Raw genomic sequence first — 18778 nt, forward strand, 5'->3', positions numbered from 1 at the left:
TGGCTCAGTTCGTTAAGGATTCAGTATTAGTCATCCAACTTTGCCAGTATATGAGGTTATATGGTCTTCTAGTCATCTTTATCAAGGCAGTATACGTTTCTGACATCAAGGCGATTCAATGCAAACGATTCAAATCATGAGAGCAATCTCATGATGATCTTAATGCTTTCTTAGATGCAATGGGTCTAATAAAAGTTAGGCTCAGCGGCTTATTTTGGATAGTAGTCGCTGTCGAAGCAACCAGCGCATCTGCCCCCATAGCCAGCTTTGCGCTGGTTTTATTCCACACAGAGCATTGTCAACATAGGTGGTACTCCTTAGCCGTCGAGATGCTTTGCTCAAAAACTCTTGATAGGCCCTACGCACATCCCACAACGGCTCGCTAGACTATTAGACAAGCGCTTTGTGGGGGCCTATGGCAATAGTAAAACGGCGCGATCTTGACTATGTGGTGATTACCCTGCTCATAGGTAGCAGCATCTACGTTTTTATCACCGGACTCATCGCCGATACAATGGGGCTGCATCACTTTGGCTTTCACAGTCAGGTGGGGTATTTGTGGGTCACCCTAGCCACAATTCATCTCATCCAAACCTGGACTCGGGTTAAAGCCTTTATGCGCAATCGATTGCGAGATCGCCCTCAAGAACCTTCCCTAACCAAAGTTCACCCTAAATCAGCAGCCACAGGCCAATCAACAGCCACAGGCCAATCAACAGCCACAGGCCAATCAACAGAGGCCCCACCTCTTCCCCCTAAACAAGTCGTCTTACCAAACAGCGGACGCCGTAATCTTCTTTTGTTTATTTTGGCCATCGCCACTGGCATTGGCTTTGATCGTTTTATTTCCCCTTCAGAACCCGGTGGCCTCTCTGATGTCAATTCTGATGTCAATCAGGATATAGGGCAGCTTTACCATAGGTGGAGTCAGCCTGGATATGGGGAAGCCATTGCCACTATTTTCAATTGGGGACAAGCGCCACCGCTGTACAAGACTTACCCAGATGCCCAGCAAATTGAACTTCCCCAATTTCCCCTCTCAGAGGAATCATCACCCACTCCGCTGAATCTAGCGACAACTTTAACCACTCGGAGATCGCGCCGTAACTACAACCCCCAGAGCCAGATATCGCTAGATACACTTTCCCAATTGTTATATCTAGCTCAAGGCATCACCTGGGATGAGCGAGAGTTTCGGACAGTGCCCTCTTCTGGAGCGCTGTATCCTTTAGAAATTTATCCGATTGTCCACCGCGTCGAAGGATTAGAGCCAGGACTTTATCACCATGCTGTGGAGCATCATCGGTTAGAATTGGTACAATCTGGGGACCTCCGTCAGCCACTTATCAGAGCAGGCTTAAACCAGGAGTTTCTGGGCGAAGCACAGGTTTGTTTTGTGATCTCAGGCATTTTCCAACGCACTCGCTGGAAATATCACGAACGCACCTATCGCTATGTACTAATGGAAGCCGGACATCTAGGTCAAAATTTATATTTAGCCGCTACAGCCTTGGGGCTTGGTGTTTGCGGTGTTGGTGCTTTCTTCGACGATGCACTCAATGAATTATTAGGTATCGATGGTATAGAAGAAGCAGCCTTATACTTAGTGACTGTAGGAAATATTGCATAACCGCTGCATGGATGCTGTTAAACAGTGCTACTCTCTGATTGTTTAAGGCAACTGATGATTATCTGACAGCAATAAGTCGACAGCCTTGGACATACTGTCCAGGGGTTACCCCAAGCATTTTTTTAAAGTGTCGATGCAGATGACTTTGATCGGCAAAGCCAGTCGCTAGAGCTGCTTCAGCAATGGGATGTCCTTCAGCTAGAAGGGTTTTAGCCTGATGAACACGCACATGATTGAGGTAAGCATGGGGAGGTAAGCCAATCTGTTTCCTAAATGCTCTCAGCAAACGAAATGGGCTTAAGTTTGTCAGCCTAGCTAATTCGTCTAGTGAAATATTACGGGTGTAGTGACAGTGAAGATACTCTCGGACCTGTTGAACAGAATAATTTTCTTTGCCAACAGATTTTATCTGGGGACGATTGCTGGCATATCCATGCACTAGCTGCGTTAAGCCCCATAAAAAACGAGATTCTTTTTCTAAGGATGAGGGAGATGTTTCGAGCGTGCGATGGAGATTAACTAACTTTTGATTAAGGCACTTATCTTGGATAACAGGAGATGAAAAGTAGGGAATTGCCCCTGAACATTCACTCAACTCTTTGGCAGCCTGCTGTAGCCAATCGATAGCTGGCAAAAGCGTTCGATAGGTCCACCCTGTCTCTAAGACCGCATGCCCCGTATGCATTTCACCAGGGTGAGTAATCACCACACTCCCAGGGGGCGCAATATGACTGGCACCACGATAGTCAAACTCCATTGCGCCTGACTCGACAATGGCGATGCCAAATCCCTCATGGGCATGACGCGAGAAAGCGTATGTCACATACGTGGCATGGAGCATTTCTAAACCACGCAACGCCGGATCACGCCAAAACTTAACACGTTCTTTAGGGGCTGCTCGACGACTCATTGATAGATACACACACATTTAAAGACTCAGTGTAGCGATAAGATCTATCAAGCAACCTGCTTATTGTAGATTTGCTTCGACCATTAAATACCCATAGGAAGACCTGGCTTATCGAGACATGGGACCTGGTAAAAGGTGAAAGGGGTTGAAATTTGTATGGCGATCGTAAAAGTCTTCGTTTTCTTGGTGTTTTAGCCAGCCGGTTAATCCATAGGTGATGGGGGTAAAGAGAATTTCTACACCGCACTTAAAGATGTAGTTGGACACAACTAGAGTCACCATCAGGCTGGGAGGAAATAGGCCCCAGAATGCGATCGCAATAAATAATCCTGTATCCAACACCTGGCCCACCAGCGTAGACGAAATCGTCCGCACCCATAGCTGTCGACCTTTGGTCGCCACCTTCAACTTGGCTAAAATAAACGAATTGGAAAACTCACCAACGACATAGGCAATCAGGCTAGCCATAACGATCCTTGGCGTCAGCCCCAGGATCTGATCATAGGCCTCTTGGTGGGGCCAATCTGTAGCAGCAGGTAGCGCCCCCACCACCATAAAGGTGACAGACATAACCAGTGCAGCCATAAATCCCGTCCAGATCACCTTGCGAGACCGGGCATACCCGTAAACCTCAGTCAGGATATCCCCAAAAATGTAGCTGAGAGGGAATAGTAATGTGCCACCATCAAAGGTAAAGATACCAAAATCAACAATTTTGGTCGATGTCACATTAGAAATCAACAGTACTGTGACAAACAGAGCGGTAATGGTATCTAAGTGTCTAAAGCCACGCATTGGATGCTGAGGAACAGGTTTGGTCATGGAGTCTAGGCAATAATCTGGATGCAACCCACTAGTTAAGGATACTAGGCGATACCATACCCCTATGGCCAGTACTTAAAATAGAAGTGATGCCTGACTTCATTTGGGAGAAGCTAGACTGTAAAAACCAGCCAATTGGTGGCTTAGGTGCCTGGAGGGCTAAGGTGCCAGGCGGTTGGTTGGTGGCCATTCGCTGTGGTGGTGGCGAGGGTAGCGGCATCACCTTTTATCCAGATCCTAACCATGAATGGGATGGCGGTTCTCTTGATTCTTAGGGTATGGGCATTTTAATTTCAGCTGTCCTGCCCATCGCACTGGTGGCACTGGTGGGTGTTTGGGTGGGGCGTATGTTTACGCTAGAGCGGCAAACCTTAGCACGGTTGAGCATTTATGCGTTAGTGCCAGCGCTTGTACTGCACAGCTTAGCTAAAACAACATTGGAGTTAGGCAATGCGATCGCAATCCTCATCGCCTTTGTTCTCCACACCACCGTACTCTATCTACTTGCTGTCACCCTGGGTAAAGTACTCAAGTTCTCATCTGATGAGAAAAAGAGTTTAATCGCCACAACAATCTTTGCCAATGTGGGTAACATGGGTCTTCCTTTTGTTTTATTCTCCCTAGGAGAAGCCGGACTCGAACGAGCTATTGTTTACCTGGTGGGCTCTAGCCTGATGACTGCCAGTGTCTTCCCTATAGTGCTCAAAGGAGAGGGAATTCTTAAAGGCTTACGCTATACCGCGTGTTTACCGGTTTTGTGGGCTGCGATCGCAGGGCTTATTTTACAAGGCACAAGCACCGTACTGCCCATATCGATCGATCGAGGTGTCACCCTTTTAAGTGAAGGCGCGATCCCAGTTGCTCTATTAATGCTAGGCATTCAGCTGTCGGAAACGCCGTTTGTATTTGGCCGTTACGAGCTCATGGGGGCAGGACTACGATTAATCGTGTCACCACTGATAGCAGTTAACATTGCTAACCTAGTGGGGCTCACTGGTATTGATCGCCAAGTTGTTATCTTACAAGCTGCTATGCCTGTGGCAGTGAATTCGTTAATCTGGGTGATCGAACTGGGCGGGGACACAGTGCGAGTTGCCAGAACCATTGTCGTGTCCACATTACTCAGCCTAGGCACACTCCCTATCGTGCTGTGGCTAAGTAACCGGTGATGTGGAGATATTCAACATTTCTTTTGCTGTCACACAATCTTTGACAATTTGTTCTTTTAAGGCATCCAAAGACTCAAACTTCTGTTCAGGTCGAATAAAGCTTTCTAAACCAACTGTTAGAGTCTCTCCGTACAAATCCCCTTCCCAATCAAATATATGCACCTCGACACTCAAATCCTGACCTGCAACCGTAGGGCGATTACCGATGTTCATGACACCCAGCAAAGGTTTCTGATTTGGTAGAATGCCAAATACTTTAACGCTATAAACGCCCTGGCAAGGAATAAATTTATCGCTTGGCAACTTGAGGTTAGCGGTTGGGAATCCAATTGTACGTCCTAACTGCTTTCCTAAGGTCACTTGCCCGCTGAGGGCATAGGGTCGCCCCAGTAGATGATTGGCTTTGGTTAGCTCGCCCTCCGCCAGAGCTTGCCGAATGCGGGAGCTGCTGATGCGTCCTTCGGCATCATTGTGCAGCGGGATAATGGTAACTGGGATATGGTGACGGGTTGCGATCGCATACAGCAACTCAGCATTCCCGCCGCGCCCTTTACCAAAGTGAAAGTCGCTCCCCACACTAATATGCGTCGCCTGCAAATCCTGAATCAGGATCTTTTCCACAAACATCGCCGCATCCAAGTTAGCCAATGCCGCATCAAACGGCAGCAGCACGAGTTGATCTACCCCTAAACAGGCCAACTGGCGACTTTTTTCTTCCAGCGGCGTCAGTAATGAGCGCGACTGACCGGAAAAATACTCTTTGGGATGGGGAAAAAACGTAACTACCGACGCCCACTCAGCAAAGCCAGATTTCGATGATTCAGAAACAGACGCTACGCCAGGCAAATCACTATAGCCAGAGGCCGCAGCGGCCTGCAAACACATATCGTCAGCTAAGACCAAAGAGGGCAGACCGCCCTTATGGGTTAAAACAGGTTCAATAACATGCTGGTGACCGAGATGGACACCATCAAAGTTACCGAGGGCAATTTTAGTCGGCTTTTTAGCCGATGTAGGAGATGAAGTAATCCACACGCTTTACATTTTTACATAAAAATCTGAGCATAGCGCGGAATTGCGTCAACATGACTATCTCAGAAGTTTTATGAGGCGTTGCAAATCCTCGGTATGATTTCATTGCTCAAGCTCAGATTAATGAGCGACGTGATCGATTAACGCATCCTCTAGATCAGCAACGGCCTTTATTGAAGCGAGTCTACTGGCTCAGTCATCGCCTGAACAAAGTCGCTATAGGGACTTACCATCTGAATGTCTGCCACATCCACTATCGTCATCCCAGCGATCATCAGAGCCGCTATCCAAAAAAACAGATCAAGTTCCTGCAAAACTTTACCCATGAATTGTATTAATCCATCAAAATTACATTGTCGATGACATGAATAATGCCGTTGCTGGCTTCGATATCAGCCGCAATCACCGAGGCATTTTTCACTTCTAGGGGATTCTGGCTACGAATAGGAATGGGCGAACCTTCCACTGATGTCAGTTGGGAAAACTCACGGATACGGGCACTATCCCAACGACCAGAAACCACGTGATAGCAAAGAATTCGGCCTAATTGAGGAGGATTCTGCACCAGATTATTCACAGTATTGGGAGGTAGTTTTGCAAAGGCATCATCATTGGGCGCAAACACCGTAAATGGCCCTGGAGATTGCAACGTTTCCACCAAGCCTGCTGCCTTAACAGCCGCCACTAAGGTTTCAAAACCAGGATTTTCAAGCGCGATATCGACAATCGTTGCCATGATTAAAGCAAAATTCAGAGGACATAAACTTCAACGTGGGCTTTTGCCACTACGCGGCAAGACACACACACTTAGCGGTAATTTGCAGTCTGAATATCTCGCAGACGTGCTTCTGGGCGTATGAGCCGATCCATTTGAGCTTCAAAAAATTCGCGGTTGGCCATCAGATGCTTTGGGTTTGGATCATCTAGTGGATAGTACAACGCCGCTCGTAATGCTTGAATCACCGCTGATGTCACGTTATACATTGAGCGCTGAAAGGTAATGCCTAGCTGAATCAGCTGATCGTCTTCACCACGACAATGTTGTTGGTAATAGTCCTGCAGATAGGGCGGTAAAAAGTGCAGCATATCCTGCATTAACAGTGTTGGTGGAATACCTGCACTACCCACCGGAAACACATCGGCATAGAGAATGCCATAGTGAAATTCTGGCTGCTGGTCTGGCACTTGATGCACCTGGGCATCGTAGGATTTAGTGCCTCGAAATGGTGCTGTACGATAAAAGACGGCCTCCACATAAGGCAGGGCTGCCTCATAAAGCCAGGTAAATCCAGCTGATTTAGGAATGACTTCAAAGCACTCATCACCGACATACACATGGTGATAGATGGGACGACCAGCCACTGCAAAAATGCCATTGACTAAAAAGTTCATGGCATCAGGTACTCCCTTAAAGCCACCTTCATCATAGATGTCTGACATCTCGAAAAACACCGGGGCCATTACTTCCCAAAACAAGCCAAGGTTAGCGTAATATGACATCTGTCGTACCTGCTCTAAGAACATGTCGGGGAAGAGCTTATAAAGCCCCAACATGGCTGGATTACCCCTGAAATAGGCTTTAATTGCTCGATCTGCGGCGGCCTTATAGGGTTCGCTATAGAGATACTCGTTAAATTTGGGATTGAGATCCTCATGCCAAAACATGGCTCGCATGCAGGCTTCCGCAAACTCCATATTGACACGGTCATGTCCTAGATGGTGAAATAGCCGGGGCCACTTGCGCTTACCTTCTCCCTTAGCCATGAACTCCAGTAGCTCGGGATGGGCCTCCCCCACCCCTCGCCATATCCTTAAGGGTGACTGATCACCTGCATAGGTGTTCTGACGGTCCAGATACTCTTGAGAAATGAAATATTTGAAAAATGGCAGGGGCTGTAGGAAAACTCGTTCGCCAATGTACAACAGATCCCGCCAATAAAAATCCATCGGTACCGCATAGGCTTTGTAGATACCGATAATCTGCATGAGATTTTCTGGGGTATCGGGCAGCATGGAGCCGCCAGCTTCGAGCCGATGAATAACCTCAGCATAGGGATGGGTAGACAGGGGAATCGTTGTAGTGGTGTTTACCATGATTTTTACGAAAACAAGTATACGGAAGTCAAGAAAGACCGCTAAGTCAGCAATATCGATGGCTGATTAAGATGCAGCATCGTCTGAAAAAAGACTGCCAATGCTCCAGTGTTGAATGGGTGCGATCGCAATGGAGTTCACTGCTATCGGCTCACTCCAACGCATCAACAAGTTTGGTTGTACACCCAGTACCACAATCAATACAGCCAGTAACAAAGCTGGCGCTTTTTCATTGAAGGAGACTTTTGGAAAGTACGCTCGCTGGTTATCTAAACGACCAAAACATGTGCGATTAAGTAAAATCACAAAGTAAACTGCCGTTAGTCCCGTGCCAACAATGCCGATGAGAGTTTGAACCGGAAACACTCGATAGCTACCCTGGAAGACAGCAAATTCCGCTGCAAAGTTAACCAATCCAGGGATGCCGGCACTTGCCATCGCCCCCAACAGCAGCGTTGCACTAACAAACGGTAACCCTCTCACAGGGTTCATCAAACCGTTCAGCTTGTCTAAATCTCGGCTACCAACCTTGGCTTCGATCACACCCACCAAGTTAAACAGAATGGCTAACACTAAACCGTGGGCAATCATGTGGGCAATGCAGCCCGATATGCTCAGACTGTTACCGGCTGCACTCCCCAAAAGCACATAGCCCATATGGCTAACAGAGCTATAGGCCACCATGCGTTTGATATCTTGTTGCACAATCGCCAAAAAAGCACAGTAGATAATGGTGACTGCAGCCCAGACCGCTAGCCAGGGAGCAATGACGGCCCAACCCTTAGGCAACAAACTGAGGCCAAACCGCAACAGGCCATAGGTACCCAGTTTGGCTAACACACCACCTAATAAGATGGCCACAGGGGTAGACGCTGCTACATACGTATCTGGCAACCAGGTATGCAGCGGCACCATGGGAACCTTAATGCCAAAGCCAATCGCCATAGGAATTAAGAGAATCACCTGGAGCCGCACCGATAAATCAGTATCGGTTAGCGCAGCGTAGCTAAAGTTATCAGCCCCACCTAACCACAACAAACCAAAGCCACTAACCAATACAAATGCACCGGAAATCGCTGTGTAAATCAGAAATTTAGTGGCTGCATAACTACGTTTCTCACCACCCCAAATATTGATCAATAAATATAGAGGGATTAGACAGGCTTCATAGAAGAGGAAGAAGAGGAGAAAGTTTTGTGCTAGGAATGCTCCTGAAATAATGCCACTGGTAATTAGCGTTAAGCCATGGAACAGTCGAGGACGTTCAAGGTCAGGGCGAGCACTGTAGATAGCGATCCACGTCAACAGAGTATTTAGAGCAATCATCAATAGCCCTAACCCATCTAAACCCAAATCATAGTTCAGCCCCAAGACTGGCAACCAGTCTAGAGACTCCACCATCTGAAACTCACTAACACTGAGATTAAACTGACTGAACAACCATATCGTCCAGAGCAACGTCACCCCTGAACCCAGTAGAGCTAATGGTTTGGCCTTCTCAGGTGGGAAAAATAGTAATGCTATGGCCCCTAGCAGTGGAAGCACCATTAACAGAGTTAACATCATGACTTGAATGGGTTAAGACAACAGGCAGAACAAGATTGAAAATCTGAGACTAAAATGCTGCAGTGAGCTGACCGAGATTTTTCATGGTGCTCAACGTCATAACAATACCTAGGAGCACAATGCACACAGTAATGGTGAGCACATACAGCTGAGACCGGCCAGGGTTGCTATATTTCAGGGTTTCCCCGCTCAGTAGCGATAGGGCACCTACCAGGTTGACCAACCCATCAATGATGTAGCGCTCTACCCAATCAAAAACGCTGGCAATGCTGGCCACGGGCCAAATTAAAAGATTTTTGTAGAGACCGGGGGTATAGAAGTCATAGGCAAACAAATCTGTCATCCACTGTGGCACGTAGTCGGCAGGTAGTTTCTCTCGCTGAATGCCATAAAAGACAAAACCTAGGCCCAAGCCCAGCATCGTGGACCAAATTAGTAGCAAACCGGTCTCACCGATGGCAGTTTGCATAATCGGCAATAGCTTGAGGGTCTGCAACATGATGGGCACATGCAGCGTAAGCGCCGCCATGATTGCCATTGGCAACACTATTGCCCAAAGCGGTTCAGGGGCGCGGGTGCTCATGGCCTTGGGTTGACCTACGAAGATCAGACAAAACATCCGCACCAAACTAAAGGCACACAGACCATTAATGGCAAGCACGATAGCAAAGGGCAGAATCTGACCGTCGTACCACAGACCAGTTTCTAGAAAACGCATTGCCCAAAACCCGCCAAATGGAGGCAGTCCTAAGATGCCTAGGGCCCCAAAAATAAAGGACAACGCCGTGACCGGACGCCGTGACCAGAGACCTCCTAGCAGGGTCAAGTCCTGGGTGACGCAGGTAAACACAATGGATCCTGTACTGGCAATTAAGGCTGCGATCGCAACCGAAAACGTCATCAGCAAAAAGTACGCTACACCAACCTGAGAAGTCCCTACAGCAATCAGTATCAGCCCCATAAAGGCGCTTGTCAGGTAAGACAGAACGCGTTTCGTATCAATCTGGGCAATGGAGATCAGCGCTCCCCCAATGGCCGTAATCGTGCCAATGGCAACCGCCACAGTATCCACAACCGGAGATAGTGCCAAAACCGGTGTGAGCTTAATTAAGACCCACGCTCCCACCGGAATAACCACAGAGTTACGCAAAATTGTTGTTGGTAGCGGCCCCTCCATGGCAGAGTCAAGCCAAAGATGCAGCGGAAACTGAGCACACTTACTAATCGGTCCAGCCAGCAATGCCAATCCCACCAATGTGGCCGTTAATCCCTCAATCGGTTGATCGCTAGACCACTGAGCCAACTCCGAATAACTCCAGGTACCAGCCAGCGGATACAGAGCAATTAACCCCATCAGTAGAATCAAATCCCCTACCCGCTTAGTCAAAAAGGCATCCCGTGCCCCTGTAACCACCCGAGGCTGATTAAACCAAAAGCCCACAATCAGGTAAGTTCCCAGGGTTAAAATCTCTAGCATCATGTAGCTAAAGAACACCGAATCACACAGCAGTAGCGCCGTCATCCCCGCCTCAAACAGGGCTAACAGGCTATACAAACGCGCCCAGCCCCAATCCATTTCCATGTAGCCAATGGCATAAATCTGCGCTAGCAGGTTCAGAGTTGTTACTACCACCACTGCAACTAAATTGAGGGTAGATAGCTCAAACGGCAGCTCAATTGACAGATCTGCCACCTGCATCCAGCCGATGGACAAGCGTAAGGGTTCCTGACCCCAGACAGCACTCAACGCTAGCAAGGCATGAACTAAAGCCAATACTGTCGTAGCAAGATTCAAGTACCCAGCAGGCCGTGGCCCCGTTCGTCGGACTGACATCCACGGTATCGTCAGCAAGATACCGAGCAATGAGTAAAAAGGGATCAGCCATCCCGCGCGCAAGTAAACCTCAGCCATGGAGTAATTTCAAGAAGCAACTGATTAGGGATTTAACTTTAAAATCCGAGGCATGCAGCTTGGGTAGAAAAATCTTGACCAGAGTATCCCTAGCTCTAGTCAGGGAGCTTTTCACACCCATAAGCCAACCAGAAGATCATTTAATAAAATCTATCTGTGCCTTAGAACGATTTACTTAAATCTATCGATATTTTAAGTTTAATTACCCACACCCAAAAACGCCAGACCTTGAATAGAGTATTTTTAATGTGACTGTTTAGGTGGATTTATCTAAATCAATGAATTGATAGCTCTTCAATATCATTGAGGTTAATCGGCAGCGGTGACGTCCCTAACCGCTGACAGCGCATTTGAAACGGACAATGGGTGCAACGGTCCAAAATATCAGTCTTGGGGAATTCTCCACGTTGCCGTAGTAAAGACAGCCGCTCAGTCAATTGCAATAGTGTTGCTCTAGTTTGCTCATGCTGCTGCAGGCTGTAGGTAAATCGATAGTCGCTAGGGGGTAAATCATCGCCTTGCTCATTCCGATTGCGGACAAACCAGTAGACCATAGTTACCTGGTCAGGCCTTAACCCACTGGTCTCAGTTAATACATACAGATACAAGCGAGTTTGCCAATTCTGAGCCAGACGCATTCTTGAGGGTGGCTTGAGATAGGTTTTCCAATCCACAATTAGCCCTGATTGCTCAGTTAAGACGACCAGGTCGTAAATCACTGTAAATATGTAGCCATTCAATGCCAGGGTACGCTGATGCTCACTTTGGCGCAGCTGTTCATCAGGGTCAGGTTGAAACAGGTGGGGGTCTAACCCTCGCAGTGCCTCAATCTTGGCCGTCATATCTGCGTTAGCCGCTGCCATCACATCGATGGGTAGCCCCAGGGCCTGCTGTTGCATCAGCAGGTGAAATTGATTCCCCCACAGGGCTGCATCCTGCCCATCCGGTGTGGGCGGTACCGCTAAAGATTGGTCGAAGATAAACTGAAATCGCCGTGGACAGCTATCTAATAGGGTGAGATGGGCCTGGGATAGCGATAGAACAGACAGCGCCATAGTATTTAAGCCTTTCTCAACACAAAGACGCTGCCCTGATTACCCCGTCCAATACGCATGGTCTGATCTAAATAGGTAACCTCTAACCAACCCGGTTCTCTGTTGGAACTTACCGTAAAGTCAATGCCCTTAAAAAAGTTAAACTTATCGGTTTGCTGCATCGCCTCAATAAACTGGCTAGGGCTCTGATAGCCGAGGGTCGATTGCAAACCGAAAATTGCTCGGTCAAAGCGTACATTGACGCGTTTCTCAGAGACCGGTTCAAATGTCGCTGTCACAGATACTAGCCCACCTAATACCGACCTGATTTCCGCCAGATTATAGATACGCATCTGCTCGATCTGCACCCATTGATAAATGTTGCCGAGGGCTAGCAGCGGAAAGCGATCAATGCCGAGTAATTCTGTGCTGGTGGTATAGAGCAATTGCCAATTGCCATTGAGCAAATCTATTGCTGATAAAGGATTTGAGGTGGGATTACTAGCCTCTAAACGGGCAACCTTTTTGAGGATGTCTGCTTGTTGCTCAGGGTCATCTGCCAGCAGTCCACGGTTTGTGGGTGCGATCGCGTCTAACAGGTCAGTTTTCTCAAGCATTGTCATAGATGGTGACAGATAGATTAGATGCCAACAGACACCTAACCATACTGTGCCTATTTCAAAGGACTAGCAAATTATTGTTGTCAGGGACTTGACATGAGCATCCTTTCATACTTTATTGGCATGGCATGGTAAGAAATGCTTAATATTCAGCTGAAGACCATCACAAACAATGATGAGTGCTCAGGTACTGTATATTTTGATGCAGAGTTTCAGGATCTCTGTGTAGAAAAAAGTAGGTTAAACGGTACGGTAAATCAGCGTATACTCAGTCTTCTGATCTTTGGGGCTTCTGCTCTTTGGAATTAGATGAGTTAGGTATAGGTGTTTACCCCCAGTCTAGTCTCAACCACAAACGCGTATGACTAAATACAATCCCTCCGTACGACAAATTCCTCGCCAGCAACACGCAGTCGTCATTCCCGAGCGCGGTGACTCCTCCATTCTGCGTTGGCTAGAAAACACAGGGCGTCTGATTCCCCGTGAGACCGAAGCCGTTCGTGAAGAAGCTGATAGCGAAGAAATCTCTGACCTCATGGGCAGTGATGATGCTAGCTTCGATGATTCGGATGACAATTCCGATAGTGATGAACCCGACGGGGATTAAACATCCTCTACAAGCAAGGCTGTGCAGAGCTAAGTATATTGACTTAGTAAGTTTGTAGCCTGTATTCCTAGACTTTTAGCAGCATTCACTGGAAAATCTAGGTAGTGAGGCCTTTTTGTATTTTTAGCACTCCTTATCTACAGACGATTCTGTACGGAAAGTGAGGCTAAACGCTTGAAGTGTGTGGTGTGTGAAGGACGTGAATTGTGGATGCTAAATTCTTTACCTCTAGGGCAACGGCCCTAACGGGTACAGGCCTTTCGGTACTTTTGATGGGTACCCTGTCATGTTTAGCAGCGGGATTAGATATATGGGCAGGTCGTGACTGGTTAGCTCAATCCAGTCTGCTAATGCCATTTCTATTATCCGCTGTGGGTTCAGCTTTACTTGGCTACGGTGTAGTGCCAATGCTAAAGCACCTCAAGGCAGGGCAATTTATTCGGGAAGAAGGCCCTAAAGCGCATTTAAAAAAGGCTGGAACTCCCACCATGGGAGGTATCTTTTTTGTCCCTGTGGCAATTCTGGTAGCAGCTATTGCGTCGGGTGGCGCTGTCAATACATTGGCGGTTTGTGCCTTGACCCTGGCCTATGGTTCTATTGGTTGGCTTGACGATTGGCAAGTGCTAAGACGTCGTTCCAATAAGGGCATTTCCCCCAAGATGAAGCTGGCATTGCAAATTGGATTTGCCATTGCCTTTTGCGCTTGGGCCATGACTAGTCAGCCCGCTGAAATTACTGAACTGGACTTGCCTTTTGGTATCCTGCTGCCCCTGGGATTACTTTTCTGGCCATTGGCTGGGTTCACCATGGTGGCTGAGAGTAATGCGACTAACCTGACAGATGGTGTGGATGGTCTCATGGGTGGCACTGGTGCGATCGCGCTATTAGGGTTTGGTGCCCTGATTGCTCCCAACTATCCAGAGCTAATGATCTTCTGTGCCGCCATGAGTGGAGCCTGTGTTGGTTTTCTCACCCACAATCGTAACCCTGCCAGAGTGTTTATGGGTGATACCGGTTCCCTAGCATTAGGCGGTTCCCTGGCCGCAGTCGGCATCTTGAGCGGTCACTTGTTTGCGCTGTTTATTATCACCCTGCTATTTGTAGCTGAAACCCTTTCAGTCATTATGCAGGTGAGCTATTACAAGGCCACTAAAGGACCCGACGGTAAAGGCAAGCGTCTCTTTAAGATGGCTCCCTTACATCATCATTTTGAGCTATCTGGTTGGTCCGAAATTCAGGTCGTTAGCGTGTTCTACATGATAGCGGGTCTGCTATCGTGCGTAGCACTGACCACACTGTATTAAGTCTTCTCGATAACGGACAGGTAAGCACTACGGTGCGATGTACTTGTCCATTTTTACTGTTTTAATTTCATATAGCGTTTGAAGCAGCGGTCTCTGTGCCGCTGTTTTATTGTCGTGGGGTGCAAGCCACTAGCATCACCACAAATCACCTTGATCCAACCGAAAATTCTTGCCACACTACTCCTACGGCAGATGCCAAATACTTTTTCAGGGACTCAGTCCCGACATTGCTAACTCAGCATCGGTTATCTTTTCTACCCCTCCGCCTTATTCCAACTATGGCCTCTCCCATCCTCTCCCTGCTGCCCAACAACCTGGACCTGATCCAAGACCCTACCCAGGTCGCTAAGCTCTCCAAGGATTATTATCATTTCAGCCCTGTGCTGACGGCCCAGTTAGAAAACAAAGTGGCTGACCTGGTAGTGCGACCTTCCACGGAAGCAGAGGTAATTCAAGTGGCTAAGGCTTGTGTTGCCACCAAGACACCGCTAACAGTCAGAGGCGCAGGCACGGGTAACTACGGTCAGTGCATCCCCCTTAAAGGCGGCGTAATTTTAGATCTGAGTAAGCTCAATCGAGTGAAATGGGTAAAGCCGGGGCTGGCTTGTGTAGAAGCTGGAGCCAAACTAGCGGCTATTGATAAAATCACCCGTGAGCAGGGCTGGGAACTTCGCATGGTTCCCTCCACCTACCGCACCGCCACCATTGGTGGCTTTATCGGTGGTGGCAGTGGCGGCATTGGTTCCATCACCTATGGTCAGTTGGCCGATCGCGGTAACCTCCATGCGGTCCGTGTGGTCACCATGGAAGACGAACCCCGCATACTTGAACTGCGCGGTGACGAGGTGCAAAAAGTAAATCACGCCTACGGCACCAATGGCATTATCATCGAGCTGGAAATTCCGTTAGGCCCAGCCTATCCCTGGGCAGAGGTGATTGTCACCTTCGATAATTTTATGGACGCCGCTCGCTTTGGGTATACCCTGGGCGAAGCCGACGGCATTATTAAAAAGCTGATCAGCATTCATGCCTGGCCCATACCCAGTTATTTTGCAGCGCTACAGGATGCCCTACCTGAAGGTAAAGCAGCCGCTCTATTGATGATCTCAGAATCGTCCCTAGAGCCTTTTAATGAATTGGTCAAAACAGCTGGTGGCACAATCACCTATCAAAAAACTGCAGAGGAAGCCAAGAAAGGGGCTGCCCTAGCAGAATTCACCTGGAACCACACCACCCTCCATGCTCGGAATGTGGATGACAGCCTCACCTATTTACAGACGCTGTTTCCCTACGACACAAATATGAAGCTGATTGAGCACATGTATCAGCACTTTGGCGATGAAGCGATGATGCACTTAGAGTTCTTTCGGGTACATGGACAGGTCTGCCCAGCTGCACTACAGCTAGTGCGCTACACCAACGAAGCGCGCCTCAATGAGATTATTCGCTATCACGAGGAGCAGGGAGCCTTTATTGCCAACCCTCACACCTACATTTTGGAAGATGGAGGCCGTAAGCAGATCAACGAAACCCAGGTGGCATTTAAAGCTCAAATTGATCCCTATGGCTTATTAAACCCTGGCAAGATGCGTGGCTGGTTAGAACGACTTTAATATCAGCGTGTAGTCAAGCTTCTGCTGCAATGCCCTGAATAAAATCAAAACCCTAAGCAGGAGCGGACGAATTTAATAATCAGCAGGTGATACAGCAAAAATATTGACCGCCGCTCAGTTTCACGACTATGAAGCCGTGAACGTGTCAAGTGGGTTCCGACATTTTTCTTCTATGGAGGCTCTTATTTTTGTTCCCACAAATTTATCATCGCCAAGCCATGAATTACAAACAGCAGGGGAGGTCCACAGGAACTTGGGTTAGGCAATCTCTACTAGGACTTGCGATCGCATTAGGCTTAGTTGGGAGTAGATTTTTGGAAAGTAGTTGGGCACTCACTCAACACCAGGATGAACCATCATCACTGTCTCAACGCCTAGAAACGGCGGAATCAAATTTCACTGTTCAGTTGGTGGATTCACCTCTTATCAATTGGGAGCAAGACTTTGCAGATCTGCTACAACAAACCCTTACGGCAGCTGACTCAATCCCAGTTTCAACTGAAAAACCTACAATTTTGTGGCAGGTTGTACGTACATCCAAACTTTTCCCTGATGCTCAAGTAGCTAAAGAGGTATTACAGCAGGCAATTACTGTAGCTAACTCAGTTCCAGATGAAGCTAAGGGGAACGTTCTTAGGCAGATTACATATGTAGCCAGCGAACTTTCTGAACCTCTCATAACTGAAGAAATCTTAGAGGGCGTATTCACTGCAACTAACTCCATTACCAAGCCGGATGAAAAAGCACGTACCTTACTTAGGGTTTGCTGTTGAAGTCCAGCTTTCATAGTTTGCAAGGGTTTCATTGTATTGAGATGTGCTTAAGTGCACGAAAAAGTGGCTAAAATGCTTAAAACCCTTGCACCTACTCAGGGAAATGTACCGACAATCATCACCTGGCCAGTTATCTTTCGAAGATTTTTATCTACCGTTTGGGGGCAAATTATCGTCGGAGAATCGCTGGGTGAAACTGGCCGAGATGATCCCATGGGATGAGTTCGAATCAACCTATGCTAGCCAGTTTAGCGAGGATATGGGAGCGCCAGCGAAGGGCTTTCGGATGGCTCTGGGCGCATTGATTATCAAAGAGAAATTGGGTACCAGCGACCGAGAGACGATAGACCAAATACGAGAGAACCCGTATCTGCAATATTTTCTTGGACTGCATGAGTACAGCGACACGCCCCCGTTTGATGCGTCGATGCTGGTTCATTTTCGCAAACGAATCCGTGTCGACCTGGTGTCAGCGGTCAATGAGTCGGTGGTTGAAGCAGGCATGGCCCCCGCCTCCGCCTCATCTGAGGACAGTGCATCCGAGAGCGATGATGACTCAGATCCACCAGCCCCGCCATCGAGTGGCAATCAAGGTCAATTGATTGTGGATGCGAGTTGTGCGCCTGCCGATATTCACTATCCGACTGACCTCGATTTACTCAACCAAGCGAGAGAGCACAGTGAACGGCTCATTGATGAGTTGTATCAACAGGTAGCAGGCTGTCTTCCAAAGAAGCCTCGAACGTATCGACAAACCGCCCGCAGAGACTACCTCAGGATTGTGAAACGGCGCAAGAAGTCACGCAAGTTGATTCGTAAAGGCCTCCGACAACAACTCAACTATGTGCGACGAAACCTAGGGTACATTGACCGGTTAATCAAAGCAGGCGCAACGCTTGCAGCGCTGAATCCACGAGAGTACAAGACCCTGTTGGTGATTTATGAGGTCTATCGCCAACAACAGCACATGTATCAACACAAGCAGCGACGGATTAATGACCGCATTGTGAGTATTTCACAGCCCCATGTACGACCCATTGTGCGCGGTAAAGCCGGAACCCCCGTTGAATTTGGAGCCAAATTCGCCATGAGTTGTGTGGCGGGCTATGTGTTTCTCGACCGTCTCAGTTGGGATAACTTTAATGAATCCGAAGACTTGATACCCCAGATAGAACGCTTTCGCGCCCGCACCGGACACTATCCCGCCTCAGTGCATGCCGACCAGATTTATCGGACACGCGATAACTTGAGGTGGTGTAAACAGCATGGCATCCGTCTAAGTGGTCCGCCCTTGGGTCGACCGTCACTCGATGAAGCTCAACACGCCTTCCTCCGACAACAAGCCCGAGACGATGAGAGTATTCGAGTCACTGTCGAAGGTAAGTTTGGTCAGGCCAAACGACGATTTGGACTCGGACACGTCATGGCCAAACTCGCCCAAACTGCTGAAACCATGATTGCCATCACTTGTTTGGTGATGAACTTGGAGAAACGGCTACGCCGTTTTATTGGCTTGTTTTTGATGGGGGTGATCCGCTTACTCCGCCGCTCTCAGGCAGATGTGAGACCCTTTACAGACACCTTAAGCAAGGACTGGCTGAAAAGGCTCGACCCTGGGAAAGGGGCTACTGACCCTGGCTGGGCTGCTGGATAATCCCTGAGATTTCTATTGAGTTTTTCAGCAAACCCTAC

At 48.1% G+C, this 18778-nt stretch carries 18 protein-coding genes; 8 read left to right on the forward strand and 10 right to left on the reverse strand.

The features are described from left to right. Positions 1-415 precede the first annotated feature (415 nt). Entirely contained in the window at positions 416-1630 is a 1215-nt protein-coding gene (locus tag U2F10_RS28425; protein ID WP_499873963.1) for a SagB/ThcOx family dehydrogenase, read from the forward strand. Between the two features lie 58 nt (positions 1631-1688). Here U2F10_RS28425 and U2F10_RS28430 read toward each other — a convergent pair whose 3' ends face one another. Beyond that, positions 1689-2540 (reverse strand): AraC family transcriptional regulator, encoded by an 852-nt coding sequence (locus U2F10_RS28430; RefSeq protein WP_163663446.1) that lies wholly within the window; start codon positions 2538-2540, stop codon positions 1689-1691. Positions 2541-2648: 108 nt separating this feature from the next. Beyond that, on the reverse strand, positions 2649-3362 hold the full coding sequence (locus U2F10_RS28435) for a queuosine precursor transporter (protein ID WP_250564904.1): 714 nt from the start codon (positions 3360-3362) through the stop codon (positions 2649-2651). Positions 3363-3451: 89 nt separating this feature from the next. Between U2F10_RS28435 and U2F10_RS28440 the strand changes: the two genes are divergently transcribed. Both U2F10_RS28440 and U2F10_RS28445 read left to right on the forward strand, forming a co-directional pair. Next, the gene (locus U2F10_RS28440) at positions 3452-3637 is read left to right on the forward strand and encodes a hypothetical protein (protein ID WP_163663444.1); all 186 of its coding nucleotides are present in this window, start codon (positions 3452-3454) and stop codon (positions 3635-3637) included. A 3-nt stretch (positions 3638-3640) separates the two neighbouring features. Then, on the forward strand, positions 3641-4531 hold the full coding sequence (locus tag U2F10_RS28445; protein WP_163663442.1) for an AEC family transporter: 891 nt from the start codon (positions 3641-3643) through the stop codon (positions 4529-4531). On the opposite strand, the gene U2F10_RS28450 is transcribed toward U2F10_RS28445, so the two are convergent. The 8 genes from U2F10_RS28450 to U2F10_RS28485 all read right to left on the reverse strand — a co-directional run bounded on the left by U2F10_RS28450 (position 4517) and on the right by U2F10_RS28485 (position 12786). Then, on the reverse strand, positions 4517-5566 hold the full coding sequence (locus U2F10_RS28450) for a bifunctional riboflavin kinase/FAD synthetase (protein WP_163663440.1): 1050 nt from the start codon (positions 5564-5566) through the stop codon (positions 4517-4519). The genes U2F10_RS28445 and U2F10_RS28450 overlap by 15 nt on opposite strands. A 167-nt stretch (positions 5567-5733) precedes the next feature. After that, positions 5734-5889 carry a hypothetical protein gene (locus tag U2F10_RS28455; RefSeq protein ID WP_163663438.1) on the reverse strand — a complete coding sequence of 52 codons (156 nt, stop codon included), beginning with the start codon at positions 5887-5889 and terminating at the stop codon, positions 5734-5736. Positions 5890-5897: 8 nt separating this feature from the next. After that, positions 5898-6299 carry a fasciclin domain-containing protein gene (locus U2F10_RS28460; protein WP_163663435.1) on the reverse strand — a complete coding sequence of 134 codons (402 nt, stop codon included), beginning with the start codon at positions 6297-6299 and terminating at the stop codon, positions 5898-5900. 71 nt (positions 6300-6370) lie between these two features. Beyond that, on the reverse strand, positions 6371-7657 hold the full coding sequence (locus U2F10_RS28465) for a CO2 hydration protein (protein ID WP_163663433.1): 1287 nt from the start codon (positions 7655-7657) through the stop codon (positions 6371-6373). Between the two features lie 66 nt (positions 7658-7723). Next, positions 7724-9220, reverse strand: a complete 1497-nt coding sequence (locus tag U2F10_RS28470; RefSeq protein WP_499874521.1) for an NADH-quinone oxidoreductase subunit M — start codon at positions 9218-9220, stop codon at positions 7724-7726. A 52-nt stretch (positions 9221-9272) separates the two neighbouring features. Continuing rightward, positions 9273-11135 (reverse strand): NAD(P)H-quinone oxidoreductase subunit F, encoded by a 1863-nt coding sequence (locus U2F10_RS28475; RefSeq protein WP_499873964.1) that lies wholly within the window; start codon positions 11133-11135, stop codon positions 9273-9275. Between the two features lie 275 nt (positions 11136-11410). Continuing rightward, entirely contained in the window at positions 11411-12190 is a 780-nt protein-coding gene (locus U2F10_RS28480) for a PD-(D/E)XK nuclease family protein (protein WP_499868311.1), read from the reverse strand. 5 nt (positions 12191-12195) lie between these two features. Further along, positions 12196-12786 (reverse strand): PAP/fibrillin family protein, encoded by a 591-nt coding sequence (locus tag U2F10_RS28485; RefSeq protein ID WP_163671620.1) that lies wholly within the window; start codon positions 12784-12786, stop codon positions 12196-12198. Between the two features lie 364 nt (positions 12787-13150). Here U2F10_RS28485 and U2F10_RS28490 point away from each other — a divergent pair, with 364 nt between their 5' ends. From U2F10_RS28490 to U2F10_RS28510, 5 genes are all read left to right on the forward strand, one after another. Next, positions 13151-13396 carry a DUF3134 domain-containing protein gene (locus tag U2F10_RS28490; protein WP_163663426.1) on the forward strand — a complete coding sequence of 82 codons (246 nt, stop codon included), beginning with the start codon at positions 13151-13153 and terminating at the stop codon, positions 13394-13396. A gap of 206 nt (positions 13397-13602) precedes the next feature. Next, complete coding sequence (gene mraY, locus U2F10_RS28495; protein ID WP_163663424.1) at positions 13603-14700, forward strand: phospho-N-acetylmuramoyl-pentapeptide-transferase; 1098 nt, start codon at positions 13603-13605, stop codon at positions 14698-14700. Positions 14701-14978: 278 nt separating this feature from the next. After that, positions 14979-16313, forward strand: coding sequence for an FAD-binding oxidoreductase (locus tag U2F10_RS28500; RefSeq protein WP_499873965.1), 1335 nt, complete (start codon positions 14979-14981; stop codon positions 16311-16313). A gap of 218 nt (positions 16314-16531) precedes the next feature. After that, a complete protein-coding gene (locus U2F10_RS28505; protein ID WP_499873966.1) occupies positions 16532-17086 on the forward strand; it encodes a hypothetical protein in 555 nt (184 codons plus the stop codon). Positions 17087-17189: 103 nt separating this feature from the next. Beyond that, entirely contained in the window at positions 17190-18740 is a 1551-nt protein-coding gene (locus U2F10_RS28510; protein ID WP_499871961.1) for an IS5 family transposase, read from the forward strand. Positions 18741-18778: the final 38 nt, after the last annotated feature.

The organism is Leptothoe sp. EHU-05/26/07-4 (genome assembly GCF_043421015.1).
Classification (GTDB): Bacteria; Cyanobacteriota; Cyanobacteriia; order Phormidesmidales; family Phormidesmidaceae; genus Leptothoe; species Leptothoe turfae.